The following is a 17,904-nucleotide window of genomic DNA, read 5'->3' on the forward strand; positions in this document are numbered from 1 at the left end:
ATTTCGTCCAGAGCCGCCGGGTGACTCCGCCGGAGATACAATAAAAGGTAATCACCATGAAACTCGCGATCCTGTCCCGCTCTCCCAAGTGCTACAGCTCCATGCGCCTGCAGGAAGCGGCGCAGAAGCGTGGGCATGAGGTGGAGGTGCTGGATACCATCAAGTTTGCCATCGACCTGCAGCGCGGGGCCCCGGACCTCTATTACCGGCAGAAACAGATCGGGGACTTCGACGCGGTACTACCGCGCATCGGCGCCTCGATCACCTACTACGGTACAGCGGTAGTGCGGCAGTTCCAGGAAATGGATGTTTTCTGTGCCAATACCGCCCATGGTATCAACAATTCCCGTGACAAGCTCCGCAGCCTGCAGCTGCTCAGCCGCCACCATGTGGGCATTCCCCGCACGACCTTCGTGCACCACAAGAAAGATGTGCTGCCCGCGATCGAGCGCGTGGGCGGGGCGCCGGTGGTGATCAAGCTGATCGAGGGCACCCAGGGGATCGGCGTGCTGCTGGCCGAGACGGTCAAGCAGGCAGAGGCCATTATCGAACTGTTGCAGGCCCAGAAACAGAATGTGCTGATCCAGAAATTTGTCGCCGAGAGCAAGGGCCGGGATATCCGCGCCTTCGTGGTAGGCGATCGTGTGGTCGCCGCCATGCGCCGGGTCGCGCAGGGACAGGAGTTCCGCAGTAACGTGCATCGCGGTGGCGTTGCCGAACCGGTCGAATTGCCGGACGAATACATGGAAACCGCGGTGCGGGCCACCCAGATCATGGGGTTGCAGGTTGCGGGTGTCGATATGCTCGAGGGCAAGAACGGGCCGCAGATCATGGAGGTGAACTCCTCGCCGGGGCTGGAGGGTATCGAGACCTGTACCGGGCTCGATGTGGCCGGCGCGGTGATTGAATATATTGCCGCGCAGGTGGACTTCCCGGAAATCGATGTGCGACAGCGCCTGACAGTGAGTAAGGGCTACGGTGTCACTGAAATCTATATTCCGGAAGGTTCCAGGTTTGTGGGCAAGACCATTCGCGATACCCAGCTCTATGAGCACGATATCAATGTGCTCACTCTATACCGGGGCGCCAAGGTAATACCGAATCCCAAGCCCGAACGGGAGCTGGAGGCGGGTGACAAGTTACTTTGCTTTGGTAAGCTGGAAGCCATGCGGGGCATGGTGCCGGCCAAGACCCGTCGACGCCGGCGGCCGGACATTTCTGACTTGCCTTCCGACCTGGCCATCGCGGGAGAGGTGTCAGACCTGGAGTTGTGACAGTCACTCGACTGCCGGCACGGGCAATAAAAAACCGAGACAGCGCAGCACTGTATTCCGGGTGGTGGGGCTTTCTGCCCCGGTGTGCCGCCCGACTTGTGGGAAAAATACGTGGAAACACAAGAGCTGCTTGAAGAGTTAAAACAGAATGCCAGCCAGGCACTGACCTCCACTGACCGGATGGAAATCCTGGGGCAGCTGGGCGTCATACTGGCAATCTACGCGCTCGCCTACGTAATTGCCCACCGCCTGGTCAAGCTGGTCCCGTGGTTCAGGCGTCCTCCCGAGCGGCCGGAGCAGTCACCAATCCAGCTGCTCGTCTATCGTTGTGGCAGGTTGCTGTTCCCCCTGCTGGCCCTTGTGTTCCTGCGTATCGACCTGGCATTTATCCCGCAGGTCCTGGGGGAAAGCTGGGTTGTGCAGGCAGCTTTTGCCATCGCAATTATCCTGCTGTTCAATGATTTTGTGAAACTGGTGATCACCCGGGCGTCGGTTGCCACCGTATTCCGCTGGGTGGGAATGCCGATCCTGTTCCTGTATGTGATTGGCGCACTGGATGACATCGTCCGGGTGCTGGATTCCATGGCGGTAGAACTCGGCAATATCCGTATCTCCGCTTACGGGATCACCCGGGCCGTGATCTTTGGCTCACTGCTTTTCTGGCTGGGCCGCGTGTCCAATTCCACCGGGCAGACCATCATCCGCAACCAGCAGGCCCTGGATTACCGCACCCGGGAAGTCGCGGCCAAGCTGTTCGAGATCGCGCTGTTCACGCTGGTCTTTATCCTGATTCTCAACCTGATGGGGATCAACCTGACCGCACTGGCAGTGTTTGGCGGGGCCGTGGGCGTGGGTATTGGTTTCGGCCTGCAGAGCACTGCCTCCAATTTTATCTCGGGGCTGATCATTATCCTGGATCGCTCGATCACCCTTGGCGACTACGTTGCGCTGGACGAGGAGCGCCGCGGAACCGTGACCAAGCTGAGCATGCGGGCGGTCACCCTGGAAACCTTTGATGGCAAGGATATCGTTGTACCCAATGAGAAGTTCGTTTCTGAATCGTTCGTCAACTGGACACAAAAAAACCGGAAACAGCGCTACCGGGTAGACTTTTCCGTCAGCTACAGCACCAATGTGCGTGAAATGGTGGAAATCGTAAAAGATGCGGTAGCGCGGCATCCACAGGTCCTGAGCGGCGATGACCTGCCCATCGAGGAGCGGCCCGACTGTGAGATCGACAGCTTCGGTGACAACGGCGTTAACATGTTTGTGGAATTCTGGATGGAGGGGGTCGACGATGGCCGCAATCGTGTTGGCGGTGACCTGCTGCTGATTATCTTCGAGACGTTACAACAGCACGGAATCGAGATTCCGTTCCCGCAACGGGATGTACGCGTCCTCAGTACCCCGGAGAAAAAGACCCTGGATCCCTTTACCTAGTTTCCGGGCAATTCGCCAGCGAACGGGAGAGCCGGCTGTTACGGTGCTGCGCCGGTCTCCCGCAAGCGGGGTCGTCAGGCCCGGGCGCTGGGTCGCTCGCTCAATTCATCCCGCCAGCGTTTCAGGTGCGGGTGCTCTTCCGCCGACGGGCGCAGGTTGACCACCTTGCCGAAATCCAGCGCGCACAGCATGCTGATATCTGCCACCGAGAAATAGTCCCCGGCCAGATAGCGGTTATCTGCCAGGTGGCGATTCAGCTGGCCAAAAAAAGCCCGGGCCTTACCGGCGCAATCTTCACCGTAGTCCGGGAAGGTGTTCATGCGGTCGGAAAAGAAGCCGGTGGTGTGCTGGAATGCCATGCCCACATTGAACATCAGGTTGAACTCCGCTCGCCGGACCCACATTTCCACCACAGCCTTTTCCTGTGCGTCCCGGCCGAACAGCGGGTTCTCCGGGTATTGCTCTTCAAAATAGCGCTTGATCGCCACTGACTCGGCGATGCTGGTGCCATCCTCCAGCTCCATCACCGGCACCTTGCCGTTGAAGTCCCTGCGCCGGTAATCGTCGCTGAGGTTTTCGCCGCGGGCGATATCCACCGGCACGAAAGCCACATCTTCGATACCTTTCTCGGCCAGGAACATGCGTACCCGGCGACAATTGGGGGCCTGGGAATACTCATAGATCTTCATGGGGCATTTCTCTCCACTTGGCGAATAGGGTAGATTGTGGGGTTACACAGTCACTCGACACAACAACAAGACTAAGCCAGTCATAAAAGGTGTAACAATGACCACTTTGACCAATCGGGGAGTCTTCCGTATTCGCGCGGCCGCCCTGGCCGCGGCGCTGCTGGCGTTGGCGGGCGCCTCCCAGGCCATGGCAGAATCGCTGGCGATCTACGCCGGCCAGATGTTCGACAGCGAATCCGGTGAAATGCTTGAGAACCGCACCATCCATGTTGTCGACGGCCGCATAGAATCCGTCCAGAAGGGCTTTGCCAAGCGCGACCGCGAACAGCTGGTGGACCTGCGGGGCTACACCGTGTTGCCGGGGCTGATGGATATGCACACGCACCTGGTGACGGAGTTTGGCCCTCGCACCTATGTCGAGCGGTTTACCTGGAATCCGGCTGATTATGCCCTGCGGGGTGTGGATACCGCCCGTCGCACGCTGATGGCTGGCTTTACCACCGTCCGCGACCTGGGGGATACCGACAATGTCACCGTGAGCCTGCGCAAGGCCATCGACCAGGGCACCATCGACGGTCCCCGTATCTTCACTGCCGGCAAGTCCATTGCCACCACCGGCGGCCACGCGGATCCCACCAACGGGTACCGTATGGCGCTGATGGGGCAGCCGGGGCCTGTTGATGGCGTGGTCAATGGTGTGGCGAGCGCGCGCGAGGCGGTCCGCCAGCGCTACAAGGACGGCGCCGACCTGATCAAGATTACCGCGACCGGCGGCGTGCTCAGTGTCGCCAAGAGCGGCCAGAACCCCCAGTTTATGAAGGATGAGCTGGAGGCCATCGTCGCCACTGCGAAGGACTATGGCTTTACCGTGGCGGTCCATGCGCACGGCAAGGAGGGTATGCAGCGGGCGATTCGCGCCGGTGTGGACTCGATCGAGCACGGCACTTATATGGATGGCGAGACCATCGAGCTGATGAAGCGAAACAACACCTGGTATGTCCCCACGTTGCTGGCGGGAGCCTGGGTCACAGAGAAGTCGCGGGTGGAGGGTTTCTTCCCCGAGATCGTCCGCACCAAGGCGGCGACTATCGGCCCGCTGATCAAGGAGACCTTTGCCGAGGCCTATCGCCGCGGGGTCAAGATCGCTTTCGGCACCGACAGTGGCGTCAGCCGCCATGGTGACAATGCGCAGGAGTTTGCGTTGATGGTTGCCGCGGGCATGAATCCCGCCGACGCCCTGCGCAGTGCAACCTGGAATGCCGCCGGGCTGCTGCAGGTGCAGGACCAGCTGGGCAGTATCAGTGCCGGCAAGCATGCGGATATCATCGCCGTCGCCGGTAACCCGCTGGAGGACATCACCCAGCTGCAACGGGTCCGGTTTATCATGAAAGGTGGCAAGATCTACCGGCAGCCGCCTCAGGCCCGTTAAGCAGGGGCCGCTTACGCAGGGAAGGGAAAGGAGGAGCCGGGCAGGCGGGGACACCGGGCCGGGTGCGCGCCGCCTGCACGCCACCCGGCCGGCCTGTTGTCAGTCCTTCAGTTCAAATACCAGTTCCAGGTTGACGGACATGGTGGTCTCGCCGGGCGCGACCGGGGTGCGGGCATCGGCCGAGGCCATTTCCGCGCGCATCATCGGGCGCGGTGCGCCGCCATTGCCGCCCTCGGAAATGCTCACGATGCGGGCCACTTTCATTCCCAGTGAGTCTGCGTAGGTTTCCGCGCGTTCCCGGGCCAGGTCCAGGGCCTTGCCGCGGGCCTCGGCCAGCAGGGGCTCGGGCTCGCCAATGGAAAAGTTCGGGCCATAGATATTGTTTGCCCCGGCCTCGGCCATCTTGTCCAGTACTTCCCCCAGTTCATCAATCTCACGTACGGTGATCCGCACGGTATTGCGGGCCATATAGCCGGTGATCTGTCGATTCGGTCCCTCGCTGTTGGGGCGGGAGCTGTAACGCGGTGTCAGGCTGATGCCGCTGGTCTGTACGTCTTTCTTGTCGATGCCGGCTTTTTCGATTGCCTTGATCAGTTTCTCCATCTGTTCGGCGTTGGCCTGCATGGCCTGCTGGCTTTCCTCTGCCTCGGTGACCACACCAGCGGAGATATCGGCCACATCCGGGACCTTGCTGGCCTCACCTGTAGACGAGATGGATACCAGGGTGCCGGTGGGCTTGCCCTCAGTGCCGTTGCCGCAGCCGGCGCCGAAGAGGACAAGGCCCGCAACCAGGCTGCCGGAGATCAACTTCATCATTTTCTGCATGGCGTTTTCCTTAATTCTCCATGAACTCTTGTAATAACGATCAGTTTTGATTGTCTTGCCTGTTAGCTGAATACACGCTGAAACGTTTCGTCTTCTGCATGATAGATGGCAAAACCGAGGCGCAGCAGTTGTTGCCGGCGGTCGCACAGGACACCGCGTGAACCCAGCTCTTCCTGCAGTTTCTCCGCATGCTGTGCGGTGGTGCAGTTGAAGGTGAAAAAATGTCCATGCCCGTTTTCCAGGTCGTGGTGCACCAGCCTGTCGCGATTTAGCAATGGGTGGCCGGCGCTGTCCATGGTGTCCAGGAAGCGCCGCTGGCGGTCCAGCACATAATCATGGATTTTTTCCACCGTGACACCGTCGCGCTCGAACAGCTCGAGGATCGCCAGGGCCTTGTAAAGGGTGGAATAGTCCATGGTCGAGCCGGCGAAACGCAGCCAGTTATCCGCATAGCCAACCCGGTCGGCACGGTTTTCCAGTTCCGCCATATCCGCAAACCAGCCGGTATACAGCGGCCGCAGCGTGCATCCCGCGGGGATACTCATAAAGCAGAGGCCCTCGCCGGCGCCCTGGTACTTGTAGGAACCGGCCGTATAGAAAACCTTGTCGGCGATTGCCCCCAGGTCTGTGGGCCGGGCGAAGTAGCCGTGATAGCCGTCGATAACGAACTCGGTACGCTCCGGCTTGCGCCCGGCGATGCCGTCCAGGTCGGGGAAGGCCACGCCGGAGTCGAAAAACACCTGGCTGGCGTAGGCCAGGTCATAGTGGCCGCGGTGCAGTTCCTGCTCGAAGCGTTCGGCCAGGGTGTCGTAGGGCTCCTTGTGGATGCGGGTCACCTCGACACTGGACTCCTCCTCCAGGCGCTGCAGCTGGCGGGTAAAGCTGTAAAACTCGCCATCGGTGGTCAGGATGCGCAGGGGGCGGGAGAGGTCGAAAGCGCTGATCAGGCGGAATACCAGTTCGTGGGTATTGGGCGCCATGGCGATCCGGTCCGGGCTGGGCAGGTTGAGCACGCGGGCAACCGCCGCCTGCCAGGCGGGAATCTTCTGTTCAAAAATTGGTCCCCACTTGCTGTCCGCGAGGGTGGCGGAATCCGTCCAGTACTGCTGCGCCGCCTCGCAGGTGACGTCTGGCCAGTAATGATGGGAGTGGCAGGCCATATGCAGCGGAGGCTGTGCCCCGCTGGCGGCGCTTTCTGCAGCGCCCTGCAGGAATTGTCGATAATACTTCTGATACATTTGGCTCTGGCGTCCGTAATAAACAACCTTTATTTTACCGCCCGATTGTAGCCGGTTTGGCCTGGCGCAGATATGTGCCGGGCCGGACAGGGCCAGCGACGTAAGCGGTACAGTGACGCTATTGATACGCACAATTGGCATCGCGGTCGCTGCGGCACTTGCATGTGGTCGATATTTGAACGGCGTGCTCGCCTGCCAGGGGAGCCCCGGCCCGTGTCATGGTCGCCGGGGAAAGCTCTCACAGTGGCCCTGCATGCGTTTACCGGTTCCCAAATATACCGTCAGAGGAGTTACACGATGGAATACCTGCATACCATGGTCCGGGTCGCGGACCTCGAGGAGTCGCTCAAGTTCTACTGTGAGAAGCTGGGCCTGCAGGAGATCAGCCGCGTCGACAACGACAAGGGGCGCTTTACCCTGGTATTCCTTGCCGCCCCGGGCGACGCGGAAAGCGCGCGGGAGAACAAGGCCCCGCTGGTGGAGCTGACCTATAACTGGGATCCGGAAACCTACTCCGGCGGCCGTAATTTTGGCCACCTGGCTTACCGGGTAGATAATATCTACGCCATCTGCCAGCGGCTGATGGACGAGGGCGTCACCATCAACCGGCCGCCCCGGGATGGCCATATGGCGTTTGTACGCTCTCCGGATGGTATCTCGATTGAGTTGCTGCAGAAGGGGGAGTCCCTGGAGCCGGAGGAGCCCTGGGCGTCAATGGAAAACACCGGCACCTGGTAAGAGTGAACGGGAAGCTATTGCGCTTGGCATCTCGGTCGGTGGCAGTGCTCGGAATCCTCATGTGCTTTATGCACACTCCGGTTCCTGCGCGCTGGCACCGACCAACCTGCCGGCGCTCATGACGCTTCCCGCGTCACTCTCCGCCTCGAAGGAGGCAGGTGGGTGACTGCGTCGCCAGCGGGCAGTGCTCGGAATGCTCATGTGCTCGTGTACATTCCGCTTCCTGCGCGCTGGCACAGCGAGCCTGAAGGCGCAGGGGAGCTGCACTTTTAAAGCGCCGACGCAGCGCGTGATTGGGGCCGGAAGATTGGCCCGACCTGAAATTGGATGAATTTGTGAAGAAAAGATCCTGCGTAATACTGGCGGGGGCGGAAGCTGCCCGGCGGGTCCGGGAAGAGGGCCTGCGCCAGGAACAGATTTCGACCCTGGTGGGCGCTTCCGGAGGGCCCAAGTGGCTGGTGATCAGCCAGCTCGACCGGGTACTGATGGGGGATTTTTTCCGCGACCGGCAGCAGCCGATTGCCACGGTGGGTTCCTCGATCGGCAGCTTTCGCAATATGTGTTACGCCATGGAGCGACCGCTGGAGGCCCTGGAGGCACTGGAACATGGCTACATCAACCAGGCTTACGATTCCGGCAAGCCCACCCCGGCAGAGATCACCACGGCCGCCGAGCGGATCCTGCAGGGGGTTCTCGGGGATGAGGGCGCGGCACAGGTAGCGGCCAACCGGACCTGGCAGAGCCATTTTGTTACCGTGCGTGGCCGCGGGCCCCTGGCCAGCGAGCGGCGCGCGGTACTGGCGCCGGCCCTGCTGGCATCGGCCCTGGCCAATGCCTTCTCCCGACGCAGCCTGAGCGCCTTCTGGGACCGGGTTGTGTTCCATGCGGGCGACACCCCGGCGGTGCAGTTTGACAGCCTGCGCACGGTCAATATCACCCTGTCACCGGACAATGTCCGCTCCTCGGTGCTGGCCAGTGGTTCCATCCCTCTGGTAATGGCCGGGGTGCAGAATCCCCGGGGGGCGCCCCTGGGCAACTATCGGGACGGGGGCATCACCGATTATCATTTCGACCTGCGTTTCCGGCACCCGGACGGGCTGGCACTGTACCCGCACTTTTTCCCCTACATGGTGCCCGGCTGGTTTGACAAGAGCCTGAGCTGGCGCTGGGTGCGGGGCGGGGCATTGCAGAATACACTGTTGCTGGCGCCTTCCCCCGGCTTCGTTGCCAGCCTGCCTTATGGCAAGATCCCTGATCGCAACGATTTCTACCAGTTCACCACGGCTGAGCGGCTCAAGTACTGGAATGCTGTGGTGGATGCCAGCTGGCGTGTGGCCGAGGATTTCTATGAGATGTGGCAGCGGGGTACAATTGTCGATCACATAATTGAAGTTGGGCACGACGATGTCCTGCACAAGCTGGAAAGGGTAAGTGCCGCATGAGTGAACAGCAGGATTTCAGCGCGCCCCAGGAGGAGTACCGCACTACCCAGGAGCGCGTCTACTTCCAGGTGCGCGATGCCATCCTGCGCGGCCGCTTCCTCCCGGGCCATGCCATTACCATCCGCGGCCTGGCCGCAGAGCTGGACTGCAGCCCGATGCCTGTGCGCGAGGCTCTTCGCCGCCTGACTTCAGAGCGCGCGCTGGAGCTCTCGGATACCCGCCGGGTAACCGTGCCCACCATGACCCCGGAAAAACTGGCAGAAATCTGCGCGGCGCGCGTCGCACTGGAATGCCAGGCGGCCGAGCAGGCACTGCCGTATGTGGGGACCGAGGAGCTGGAGCAGTTGCGCAGGCTGGATGGCCGGGTGACCGACGCACTGGCAGAAAAAGACATTGAAGAGTACGTCACGGCCAACCTGGAATTTCACTTTACCCTTTACCGGCTCGGGCGGCCGCATATCATCCTCTCCCTGATCGAGAGCCTCTGGTTGCAGACTGCCCCTCTACAGCACCTGGTGTTCCAGCGCTTTGGTGTCCAGGAGCTGCCCGATCGCCACCAGGACCTGCTGGAGGCCATAGCGTCCAAAGACCCGGAACGGGTGCGCACCGCCATCCGCCAGGATATCGAGGAAGGCCTCGGCTCTCTCTCCGCAGAAGAATTAACCTAGGATTCCATGTACGGTTTTATCCATATTTCCCTCCACGTCGTGGTGCCCATTGCACTGGCCTGGTTCCTGTTCCGTGACGACTGGCTGAAAGCGGCCCTGATCATGCTGGCGGCAAACCTGGTCGACCTGGATCACCTGTTTGTGGAGGCCACATCTGAACCGGTGCAATGTGCCATCAACACCTATCCACTACACACCATGTTCCCGATCTCCTTCTTCGGGGCGTTGCTGTTCCTGCCCTGGAAGCCTGTGCGTATGCTCGGGGTAGGGCTGGTGGCGCATATGCTGATCGATGCGGCGGGTTGCGGTCTATGATATCCGCAGCCCACAATTGAGCTGTTCACCGGGCGGGAATATTCCGCATGCACGGTTTAGGAAAAAGTCAGCTTGAGTGCACCGAAATATTGCGCATCGTTGCTTGCAAATGTTCGCATTGCGCCCGGACTTGACGTTTTTGGCCGTTGCGAAGCGCCTTCACAAATCGCGGATGACAAAGCCGTTACTCTTTGACGACATAACAATAACTGCCCGGCTTTTCGCGGGCACAACACGTCAAGGAGATCACAATGCCCAGCAAGCTCGCGTTGCTCTTTCCAACCCTGTTCCTGAGTCATGGGGCCCTGGCCTGTATCACACAGGAATCCGAATCCAACGATGCCGAGTCCAATGCAGATGGCCCGGTCTGCTCCAGCCAGCAGGTGGCCGGCGAGATCGACAGCCGGCGCGACCAGGATTGGTATTACTTCAATATTGACGAGGCCGCCACACTCGATATCACCCTGGGTCACGCCAGTGGCGACGACTTTGACTGGTACCTATACGATCCACAACAGCAGCTCTATGCCGCCGAAACTGCGGACACCCCGGAGAGCGCGTCTGTTTCTGTGGGTGGGGCAGGCATGTACACACTTAAGGTCACCCGGTATAGCGGCACTGGCTCCTACTCCCTTTCCGTTGCCGGAATTCCCTCTTCCGGGGGCAGTGGCGATGGCGGTGATGGTGGCACCGGTGGCTGTAACCTCGGTGCACGGCCGAGCAAGCCCGGGGGGCTTACTACCTACCTGGCCGGTAATCCGGACGATGCCTGCCTGGAGCTGGCTCCCAATGGGGGCGGGCTGCTGGTCATGGGGGGCGGCACCGACGTGGATATGGCGTTTGAGCGACGCGTCAAGCCCATTTCAGGCGGTGGCGATGTGGTGGTCCTGCGTACTTCCGGCGGCGATGGTTACAACGAGTACTTCCTTAACCTGCTCGGGGCCGATTCGGTTGAAACCCTGATGGTCGACCGGTCTCAGCATGCGGACAGCGACTATGTTCTCTGGGCGCTGCAGTCCGCCGAGTTTATCTGGCTGGCCGGTGGTGACCAGTCCGACTACCTCAACCAGTGGCAGGGAACCCCGGTACAGCAGGCGCTGGATGAGGCCCTTGCCCGGGGTGCCGTGCTGGGTGGTACCTCCGCCGGAGCGGCGGTGCAATCCGAGTATATCTACGATCCCGACGGCACTTACGGCGCCTACTCCCCGGAGGCTGTGACCGACCTCTGCCACGAGTACACCAACATCTCGACGGATTTCCTGACCACCGCAATGATGGAGAATGTGCTGGTGGATACCCATTTTGCAGAGCGGGATCGTATGGGGCGCCTGATGGCCTTTATGGCCGGCCTGCCAGTGGGTATCCGTGGCATGGGCGTGGACGAGCAGACCTCGATCTTCTTTACCAGCGATGGTACAGGGGTGGTCGATGGCAGCGGCAATGTCTACGTGCTGGCCGAGGACGGCTCGACCTCCCGCACCCTGGCAGCCTGTGGACTGCCGGTCATCTATGAGAATGTGCTGCGCTACCAGCTCTCCGAGTCCGACCAGTACAACATACTGACTGGGGCGACATCGGTTGCGCCCACCCGGATTGGCATCGACGGCAGCAAGACCAACTTCTATATCAACCAGCCATACCAGTAACCGGGGTATCCCCTGGGTTGTGGGGCCGGGGCGGGGAGAAATTCCCGCCCCGGCTTTTTTATGGGAAATTTTCCCCTGCCCGCATCGATTGAGGGGTGCCTGTTTTGTAATCGATGGCTGCAGAAAATTCTGTTTGCCACGGGTTCCACGCCGGTCTTCCCTGCATGTCAAGAAACGCTTTACAGCATTTTTTCACCGTGATAAAAAATCGGTGAAGTTCGTTGGATAACAACAAGCAAACACCTCCAAAGAAAAGCACTATGAACTCAAGCAACGTGGTATCCATTGCTGCCATCGAGTGCTGCTCCGCCAACTACCACCTCAGCGAGTGGTTTGACGAGTAGCTTCCACGCATCGGCCTGACCGTGCGCTTGACCCTGTTTTGATAGGACAAAGTTGAGCGTGCCGCCGAGCACAGGGAAGCTATAAGTCGGTTCTCTTTTCCCCGCCTTATATCGCCAACAATATCCAGCAGTATCGGTGTGTCTCCGGCATGCTGACCTGTGTGCGCAACCGGGCCGCCGGCGTTTGCCTGTGGGCATTGCTTGCCCTCAAAAAGCACATTGCAAATCCAAGATAAGAAGGGCCCTGGAGCCTGAACACAGAGGGAATCCAAATGAATAAGAGAACCCATCTTTACAAAGCCATTCGCCTGGCCGTCGGTTGTTCTCTGGTCGCCGGCAGCGCATTTGCGCAGGACTTACCGAACCCCGCTGGTGAGGCGGTGGAGGAGATCACCGTCACCGGTAGCCACATCAAGGGGCTCGATACCGAGGGCGCGGTGCAGGTTGTGCAGATCAACCGCGACGATATCGAGGCATCCGGCGCGACCTCCGCAATTGAAATCCTGCAGGAGCTGACGCAGACCGGTGGTGGCTCCGGCACCTTCTCCACAGCAACCGGTGGGCCACTTTCCAGCAACACCCCGGTGGGGGCTGCAGGTGTCTCCCTGCGCGGCCTGGGCAGCTCGGCAACACTGGTACTGGTTAACGGCCGCCGCGTATCTGTCAGTTCCTTCGCCAAGGGGCAGGAATCCTTTGTCGATGTAAACTCCATTCCCCTGTCAGCCATTGAGCGCGTTGAAGTCCTGCCCAGCGGTGCGGCTGCAACATACGGCGCCGATGCGGTTGCCGGCGTGGTTAACTTCGTGCTCCGTGATGATTTTGAAGGCAGTGAAGTCAGCATCACCCACGGTAACTCCACTGCCAGTTCAGATGAGGGCAAGTACAACCTGAACTGGATCTGGGGGCGCACCGGCGAGCGCAGCCACAGCATGGTGGTGGTGGACCTGTTCAAGCGCAATGCGCTCTACGACCGCGACCGGGATATTTCTGCCAACTCTGTTCGCCCCAGCCAGCAGGGGGTTTACCCCAGCTTCAATGACCTGGCCTTTATGCTCTACGACCAGACGCAGACCCCCACAGCCGGTGGCTGTCCGGAAGACCAGTTCAAGTTTGGGCGGCTGGGTGATTATTGTGAATTCAACACCAATGCGGTAGCTGCCACCCGGGATGACTACCAGAGCGGCAGTGTGGTAGCGACGTTTAATTACGACCTGAGTGATAACCTGGAATGGTTCAACAATGTCATGTTCCAGACCAGCGAATCCCGGGGAACCAGCTCCCCGGCCAATTTCAGCTATGCGCCTTTTGATCCCGAGAGCCCCCTGTGGCCTGCGGCCCTGGTCGAGGACATCGTCGAGGAGGGTTCGTTTGAGGGCACCACGGATATCAGTGATTTTTACGGCTACCCGATCTATGCCTGGGGCAAATTCCCCGATCCCCGGGCTGTCGAAGTCGAGAGCCAGTCGGTTCGCCTTTTGACCGGGCTTCGCGGCGAGCTGAATAACTGGGATTGGGAAGTGGCTGCCAATGTTGGCCGCAACGAAAATGAACAGCGTGGTATTTCTGGGCTGTATAACTCCGAGGCCTTCTACAATGCATCGCTGGGCAATCTCTGTGCCGATGGCACGGTGGTCAATCGATGGGATGTTGATCTTGACCCGGTGGATGCGTTTTACGCGGGAGAGACCTGTGAATCGATCGGTAAGACAACAGCCTGGTACAACCCATTCGACGGGCAGGCCGACCAGGTTGATGCGATTGACCAGTTCGTAAGAACTGATGCCAGGCGCAGTGGTGTTTCCAACCTCTATGCCATTGACGGTAATATCTCTGGTGACCTCTTTGACCTGCCGGCGGGCACAGTAAAAGTTGCCATTGGTGCAGAAGTGCGTCGCGAAAGTGTGGAGGACACGCCGGCAGCAGATGCGGTTTCGACCACTTTCAACCCCGAGCCGATCCTCGGCTTCAGCTCCACATCAGCCGACGCAGAGCGTGACCAGTGGGCAGTGTACATGGAGCAGGCGATTCCGGTAACACTCGATACTGAAATGCAGCTGGCGCTGCGCTATGACTATTACGATAGCTTTGGCGGCGATTTCAATCCCAAGGTTTCCCTGCGCCATGCCTTCAATGATGCCGTCATCGCCCGGGGTAACTGGTCCACTTCCTTCCGTGCGCCCTCACTGGCCCAGGTCGGTGCAGGTACCCTGCTCAGCAGCTACCGCGTCGACTGTGAAGTGACGCCCGGCGCCTGCGATGGCCTGAATGATGTCGACGGCGAGTCCCTGCTCTCTGAAGAGGTCAGTAACGATAACCTGCAACCAGAAGAGGCCACTACCTGGGGCGCGGGCTTGCTGCTAAAGCCGACGGCCGATACCGAGATCAGCATCGATTACTGGAATATCGAGCATGAAAACCTGATTGGCGTTGAGGAAGATGACTTTATCCTGCGTGCGCTAGCGGGTGAGTTTGACGTGGTCGGTGAGGGTGAGCTGCCTACCGGAAGGCCGGGCCTGGAAGTGGATGCCGGTGGGTTTGTAGTGGATGCCCATTTCCAGCTGACCAACCTGGGCCTGCAGAAAACCAGCGGCGTGGACCTGGCGTTCACCCAGTACCTGGATACCGACAACCTGGGCAGTTTCCGCTTCACCCTGGATACCACATACCTGGCTGAGTTTGACCGTTACCCGTCAGATGCGCTGGGTGAGGTGAGTGAGGCCGGTGAATACCAGTACCCGCGTTGGCTGGCCAATGCCAAGATGCGCTGGACCTATGAGCAGTGGTCGGCCTCCCTGGGTGCGCGTTACACCCACAGCTATGCGGACGACCCGACCCTGCGTGTCCTGGACGCTGTTGGCCTGCCGGAGACCGCTGAGGTTGAGGTAGACGCCTGGGAAGTTCTCGATATGAACATCAGCCGAGACTTCGACAATGGCAGCTGGCTGAGCCTGCGGGTCGATAACCTCCTGGACGAGGAGCCGCCCCTGGTTCTGGGCACTGGTGCCAATGTGGATCACGTCAACCACAGTTCCATGGGCCGCTTCGTCACCCTGAGCTACGGCCACGCGTTTTAATCGAGCCGGATACCACCGCCCCCACAGGGGTGCGGTGGCTGTTAACCAGTATAAAAACCAACTTGGTGTACCCCTATGCAAGCTTCTGCCCCTGAAGTCGAACGGCAAGGCGCCGGTGAGGTGGTCGCAGAGCCCAAATGGGCAATGCCGGATACCTACCTGATCTTGTTGTGTGTGGCACTGGTCGCATTTGCCCTCAACTTCCTGATCCCGGCCGGCACTTACGAGACCATTGTGCAGACGGTCAACGGTGTCGAACGCAAGGTGATCGACCCGGCCACTTACCAGCAGGCGACGGATGCGCCACAGGGTATGGCCGTATTTGCGGAAGGCGGAGACATCGGCCTGCTGAATTTCGCCTTCGAGGGGATGGTCTCGGGCAGCAAGTGGGGCGCCTCGATCGGGGTTTTCGCCTTTATCCTGCTGACCGGCGGTGCTTTCGGGCTGATTTTTGCCAGTGGCTCGGTGGAGCGCGGGTTGTTCCAGGTCATCGCCCGCAACCGCGAGGCCGGGCATCTCTACCTGGCCATCCTGTGTGTGCTCTTTTCCCTGGGCGGGGCAGTATTTGGCATGGGGGAAGAGGTGATTCCCTTTACCCTGATCGTGGTGCCACTGCTGGTGACCATGGGGTATGACAGTATCACCGCACTGCTGGTGACATACGTCGCCACCCAGGTGGGCTTCGCTACCTCGTGGATGAATCCCTTCGGTGTCAGTATTGCCCAGGGTATTGCCGATGTGCCGCTGATGTCCGGCAGTGGGCCCCGCATGGCGATCTGGTTTGTCGCCACCTGCCTGCTTGCGGGCTACACGCTCTTCTACGCACGCCGTATCCAGCGCGACCCGGAGTCGTCCCTGGCACATGATTCGGATGCGGTATTCCGCCAGAAGCAGCAGTCGGTGGAATCCCTGCAGACCATGGTCCGCGGTGACGGCTGGATCCTGTTGCTGTTCGCGGCGGGTATCGCCTGGATGATCTGGGGCGTGGTGGAGCGCAGTTATTTCCTGCCGGAAATCGCCAGCCAGTTTTTCACCATGGGGATTGTGATTGCGATTGTCGCCATCGCCTTCGGGCTCAATGGCCTGACGGCGAATAAGGCGGCGGCTGCATTCAAGGAGGGTGCCCAGCAGCTATTGCCGGCAGCCATGGTGGTAGCGCTGGCCAAGGGCATCGTGTTGCTGCTGGGGGGAGACGATCCCAACGGGGCCAGTGTCCTCAATACCCTGCTGCACTGGGCGGGCCAGGGGCTAGCCGATGTCTCCGGCGCGGTTTCCGCCTGGTTCATGCTGGTTTTCCAGACGGTTTTTAACTTCTTTATTACATCTGGTTCAGGGCAGGCAGCCCTGACTATGCCGATCATGGCGCCGCTGGCGGACGTGGTGGGGGTTACCCGCCAGACCGCGGTACTGGCTTTCCAGCTGGGTGACGGTTTCACCAATATTATCGTGCCGACTTCGGCCGCCCTGATGGGTTGCCTGGGGGCGGCCCGGCTGGACTGGGGCATCTGGCTTCGCTTCGTGTTGCCGTTGTGGACGGGCCTGTTCCTGTTCGCCTCCCTGTCAGTACTTGTCGCCGCCCTGGCCGGCTTCTGAGCAGTAAAAAATTGATATGTCACAAATAACACTGATAAAAAACGCCCATGTTTTCGCCCCGCGGGATTTTGGAATCTGCGATGTGCTGGTGGCCGGGGACAGGATTGCGAAGATCGACCACAACCTCACCCTGCCGGAAAATATCGGCCAGGTGGTGGATGCGGACGGGGCCTGGTTGTTGCCGGGGCTGGTCGATTCCCTGGTCCATATCAGCGGCGGTGGCGGGGAGGGCGGCTTTGCTTCCCGCACGCCAGAACTGGACCCGCGTGAGGCCTTTGCCTCCGGGGTGACCACCGTGATCGGCGTGCTGGGTACCGATGCCACCACGCGCACCCTGAATGAACTTTACGGCAAGGCCCGGGCCCTGGATGCCCAGGGACTGTCCTGCTATATGCACAGTGGTTCATACCAGTTCCCGGTAAATACCCTTACCGGCAGTGTCCGTACCGACATCATGCTGGTGGACAATATTATTGGCGTGGGTGAGCTGGCCATTTCCGATCATCGCTCTTCTCACCCGTCGACGGCTGAGCTGTTGAGGGTCGCCTCCGATGCCCGGGTCGCGGGCCTGCTGAGCGGCAAGAGCGGGGTCATCAGCATCCATGTGGGTGGCTGTGACGGCCGCCTGCAGCCGCTCTTCGATGCGGTCAACAATTCGGATATCCCGATCAGCCAGTTTTATCCCACCCATATCAATCGCAACGAGCACCTGCTGCAGCACGGCGTCGAGTTTGCGCAGGCGGGTGGCTTTATCGATTTCACCACATCCACTACGCCGGAAATCCTGGCGTCGGGCGAGCTGCGCGCCAGCCGTGCACTGCGGGTGGCGCTGGAGTCCGGTGCACCGGAGGACCGCCTGACATTCTCTTCCGATGCCCAGGGCTCGATGACCAACTTCTGTGACAACGGCACCCTGCAGGATATTGAAGTGGGATCGGTGGCGAGCCTGTTTGACGAATTCCGCCGGGCGGTGCGCGAAGAGCAGGTGGACTTTGTCAAGGCGCTGCGGGCGGTTACCGCCAATCCGGCAAAAGTGCTCGGATTGCGTCGCAAGGGTGGTATCGGCGAGGGTCTCGATGCGGACCTGAGCCTGGTGGACCCTGACAGTTTCACCATCCGCCATGTGATGGCGAGGGGGCGCTGGCAGTACTTCGACAGCCAACTGCAATTCCGCGGGGCTTTCTCCTGA

Annotated in this window: 15 protein-coding genes and 1 pseudogene; 12 read left to right on the forward strand and 4 right to left on the reverse strand. The window is 60.2% G+C overall.

The window, feature by feature from the left end; all coding sequences use genetic code 11:
- Positions 1-56 precede the first annotated feature (56 nt).
- The 3 genes and pseudogenes from rimK to LVE68_RS17370 form a co-directional block, all read left to right on the forward strand.
- Positions 57-980: pseudogene (gene rimK, locus LVE68_RS17360) on the forward strand (30S ribosomal protein S6--L-glutamate ligase); the annotation flags it as partial.
- The gene (locus tag LVE68_RS17365) at positions 963-1,274 is read left to right on the forward strand and encodes a cation:proton antiporter regulatory subunit (protein ID WP_255701186.1); all 312 of its coding nucleotides are present in this window, start codon (positions 963-965) and stop codon (positions 1,272-1,274) included. The pseudogene rimK and the gene LVE68_RS17365, both read left to right, overlap by 18 nt.
- 111 nt (positions 1,275-1,385) lie before the next feature.
- Positions 1,386-2,714 carry a mechanosensitive ion channel family protein gene (locus LVE68_RS17370; protein ID WP_232941704.1) on the forward strand — a complete coding sequence of 443 codons (1,329 nt, stop codon included), beginning with the start codon at positions 1,386-1,388 and terminating at the stop codon, positions 2,712-2,714.
- A gap of 74 nt (positions 2,715-2,788) precedes the next feature.
- Here LVE68_RS17370 and LVE68_RS17375 read toward each other — a convergent pair whose 3' ends face one another.
- Entirely contained in the window at positions 2,789-3,403 is a 615-nt protein-coding gene (locus LVE68_RS17375; protein WP_232941705.1) for a glutathione S-transferase family protein, read from the reverse strand.
- Positions 3,404-3,500: 97 nt separating this feature from the next.
- Here LVE68_RS17375 and LVE68_RS17380 point away from each other — a divergent pair, with 97 nt between their 5' ends.
- Positions 3,501-4,832, forward strand: coding sequence for a metal-dependent hydrolase family protein (locus LVE68_RS17380; RefSeq protein ID WP_232941706.1), 1,332 nt, complete (start codon positions 3,501-3,503; stop codon positions 4,830-4,832).
- A 99-nt stretch (positions 4,833-4,931) separates the two neighbouring features.
- On the opposite strand, the gene LVE68_RS17385 is transcribed toward LVE68_RS17380, so the two are convergent.
- Positions 4,932-5,657 (reverse strand): SIMPL domain-containing protein, encoded by a 726-nt coding sequence (locus tag LVE68_RS17385; RefSeq protein ID WP_232941707.1) that lies wholly within the window; start codon positions 5,655-5,657, stop codon positions 4,932-4,934.
- A gap of 62 nt (positions 5,658-5,719) precedes the next feature.
- Positions 5,720-6,895 (reverse strand): aminotransferase class V-fold PLP-dependent enzyme, encoded by a 1,176-nt coding sequence (locus LVE68_RS17390; RefSeq protein WP_232941708.1) that lies wholly within the window; start codon positions 6,893-6,895, stop codon positions 5,720-5,722.
- Between the two features lie 297 nt (positions 6,896-7,192).
- On the opposite strand from LVE68_RS17390, the gene LVE68_RS17395 reads away from it, so the two are divergent.
- The 5 genes from LVE68_RS17395 (at position 7,193) to LVE68_RS17415 (ending at position 11,704) form a co-directional block, all read left to right on the forward strand.
- Positions 7,193-7,633 (forward strand): VOC family protein, encoded by a 441-nt coding sequence (locus LVE68_RS17395; RefSeq protein ID WP_232941709.1) that lies wholly within the window; start codon positions 7,193-7,195, stop codon positions 7,631-7,633.
- A 335-nt stretch (positions 7,634-7,968) separates the two neighbouring features.
- Entirely contained in the window at positions 7,969-9,075 is a 1,107-nt protein-coding gene (locus LVE68_RS17400) for a hypothetical protein (protein WP_232941710.1), read from the forward strand.
- A complete protein-coding gene (locus tag LVE68_RS17405; protein ID WP_232941711.1) occupies positions 9,072-9,743 on the forward strand; it encodes a GntR family transcriptional regulator in 672 nt (223 codons plus the stop codon). Before LVE68_RS17400 ends, LVE68_RS17405 begins: the two co-directional genes overlap by 4 nt.
- A 6-nt stretch (positions 9,744-9,749) precedes the next feature.
- Complete coding sequence (locus LVE68_RS17410) at positions 9,750-10,058, forward strand: DUF6122 family protein (RefSeq protein ID WP_232941712.1); 309 nt, start codon at positions 9,750-9,752, stop codon at positions 10,056-10,058.
- 251 nt (positions 10,059-10,309) lie between these two features.
- A complete protein-coding gene (locus LVE68_RS17415; RefSeq protein ID WP_232941713.1) occupies positions 10,310-11,704 on the forward strand; it encodes a Type 1 glutamine amidotransferase-like domain-containing protein in 1,395 nt (464 codons plus the stop codon).
- Between the two features lie 58 nt (positions 11,705-11,762).
- On the opposite strand, the gene LVE68_RS17420 is transcribed toward LVE68_RS17415, so the two are convergent.
- Positions 11,763-11,999 carry a hypothetical protein gene (locus tag LVE68_RS17420; RefSeq protein ID WP_232941714.1) on the reverse strand — a complete coding sequence of 79 codons (237 nt, stop codon included), beginning with the start codon at positions 11,997-11,999 and terminating at the stop codon, positions 11,763-11,765.
- A gap of 321 nt (positions 12,000-12,320) precedes the next feature.
- Between LVE68_RS17420 and LVE68_RS17425 the strand changes: the two genes are divergently transcribed.
- From LVE68_RS17425 to iadA, 3 genes are all read left to right on the forward strand, one after another.
- Positions 12,321-15,122, forward strand: a complete 2,802-nt coding sequence (locus LVE68_RS17425; protein WP_232941715.1) for a TonB-dependent receptor plug domain-containing protein — start codon at positions 12,321-12,323, stop codon at positions 15,120-15,122.
- A gap of 75 nt (positions 15,123-15,197) precedes the next feature.
- Complete coding sequence (gene yfcC, locus LVE68_RS17430) at positions 15,198-16,715, forward strand: putative basic amino acid antiporter YfcC (RefSeq protein WP_232941716.1); 1,518 nt, start codon at positions 15,198-15,200, stop codon at positions 16,713-16,715.
- Positions 16,716-16,731: 16 nt separating this feature from the next.
- Positions 16,732-17,904 carry a beta-aspartyl-peptidase gene (gene iadA, locus LVE68_RS17435; protein ID WP_232941717.1) on the forward strand — a complete coding sequence of 391 codons (1,173 nt, stop codon included), beginning with the start codon at positions 16,732-16,734 and terminating at the stop codon, positions 17,902-17,904.

Source organism: Microbulbifer sp. YPW16 (assembly GCF_021290385.1).
In the GTDB taxonomy this organism is placed as follows: Bacteria; Pseudomonadota; Gammaproteobacteria; order Pseudomonadales; family Cellvibrionaceae; genus Microbulbifer; species Microbulbifer zhoushanensis.

Coding starts and splice junctions, on each gene's coding strand:
- LVE68_RS17375 (WP_232941705.1), bottom strand. CDS start 3,403: ATGAAGATCTATGAGTATTCCCAGGCCCCCAATTGTCGCCGGGTACGC.
- LVE68_RS17380 (WP_232941706.1), top strand. CDS start 3,501: ATGACCACTTTGACCAATCGGGGAGTCTTCCGTATTCGCGCGGCCGCC.
- LVE68_RS17385 (WP_232941707.1), bottom strand. CDS start 5,657: ATGCAGAAAATGATGAAGTTGATCTCCGGCAGCCTGGTTGCGGGCCTT.
- LVE68_RS17390 (WP_232941708.1), bottom strand. CDS start 6,895: ATGTATCAGAAGTATTATCGACAATTCCTGCAGGGCGCTGCAGAAAGC.
- LVE68_RS17395 (WP_232941709.1), top strand. CDS start 7,193: ATGGAATACCTGCATACCATGGTCCGGGTCGCGGACCTCGAGGAGTCG.
- LVE68_RS17405 (WP_232941711.1), top strand. CDS start 9,072: ATGAGTGAACAGCAGGATTTCAGCGCGCCCCAGGAGGAGTACCGCACT.
- LVE68_RS17410 (WP_232941712.1), top strand. CDS start 9,750: ATGTACGGTTTTATCCATATTTCCCTCCACGTCGTGGTGCCCATTGCA.
- LVE68_RS17415 (WP_232941713.1), top strand. CDS start 10,310: ATGCCCAGCAAGCTCGCGTTGCTCTTTCCAACCCTGTTCCTGAGTCAT.
- LVE68_RS17420 (WP_232941714.1), bottom strand. CDS start 11,999: ATGGCAGCAATGGATACCACGTTGCTTGAGTTCATAGTGCTTTTCTTT.
- LVE68_RS17425 (WP_232941715.1), top strand. CDS start 12,321: ATGAATAAGAGAACCCATCTTTACAAAGCCATTCGCCTGGCCGTCGGT.
- yfcC (WP_232941716.1), top strand. CDS start 15,198: ATGCAAGCTTCTGCCCCTGAAGTCGAACGGCAAGGCGCCGGTGAGGTG.
- iadA (WP_232941717.1), top strand. CDS start 16,732: ATGTCACAAATAACACTGATAAAAAACGCCCATGTTTTCGCCCCGCGG.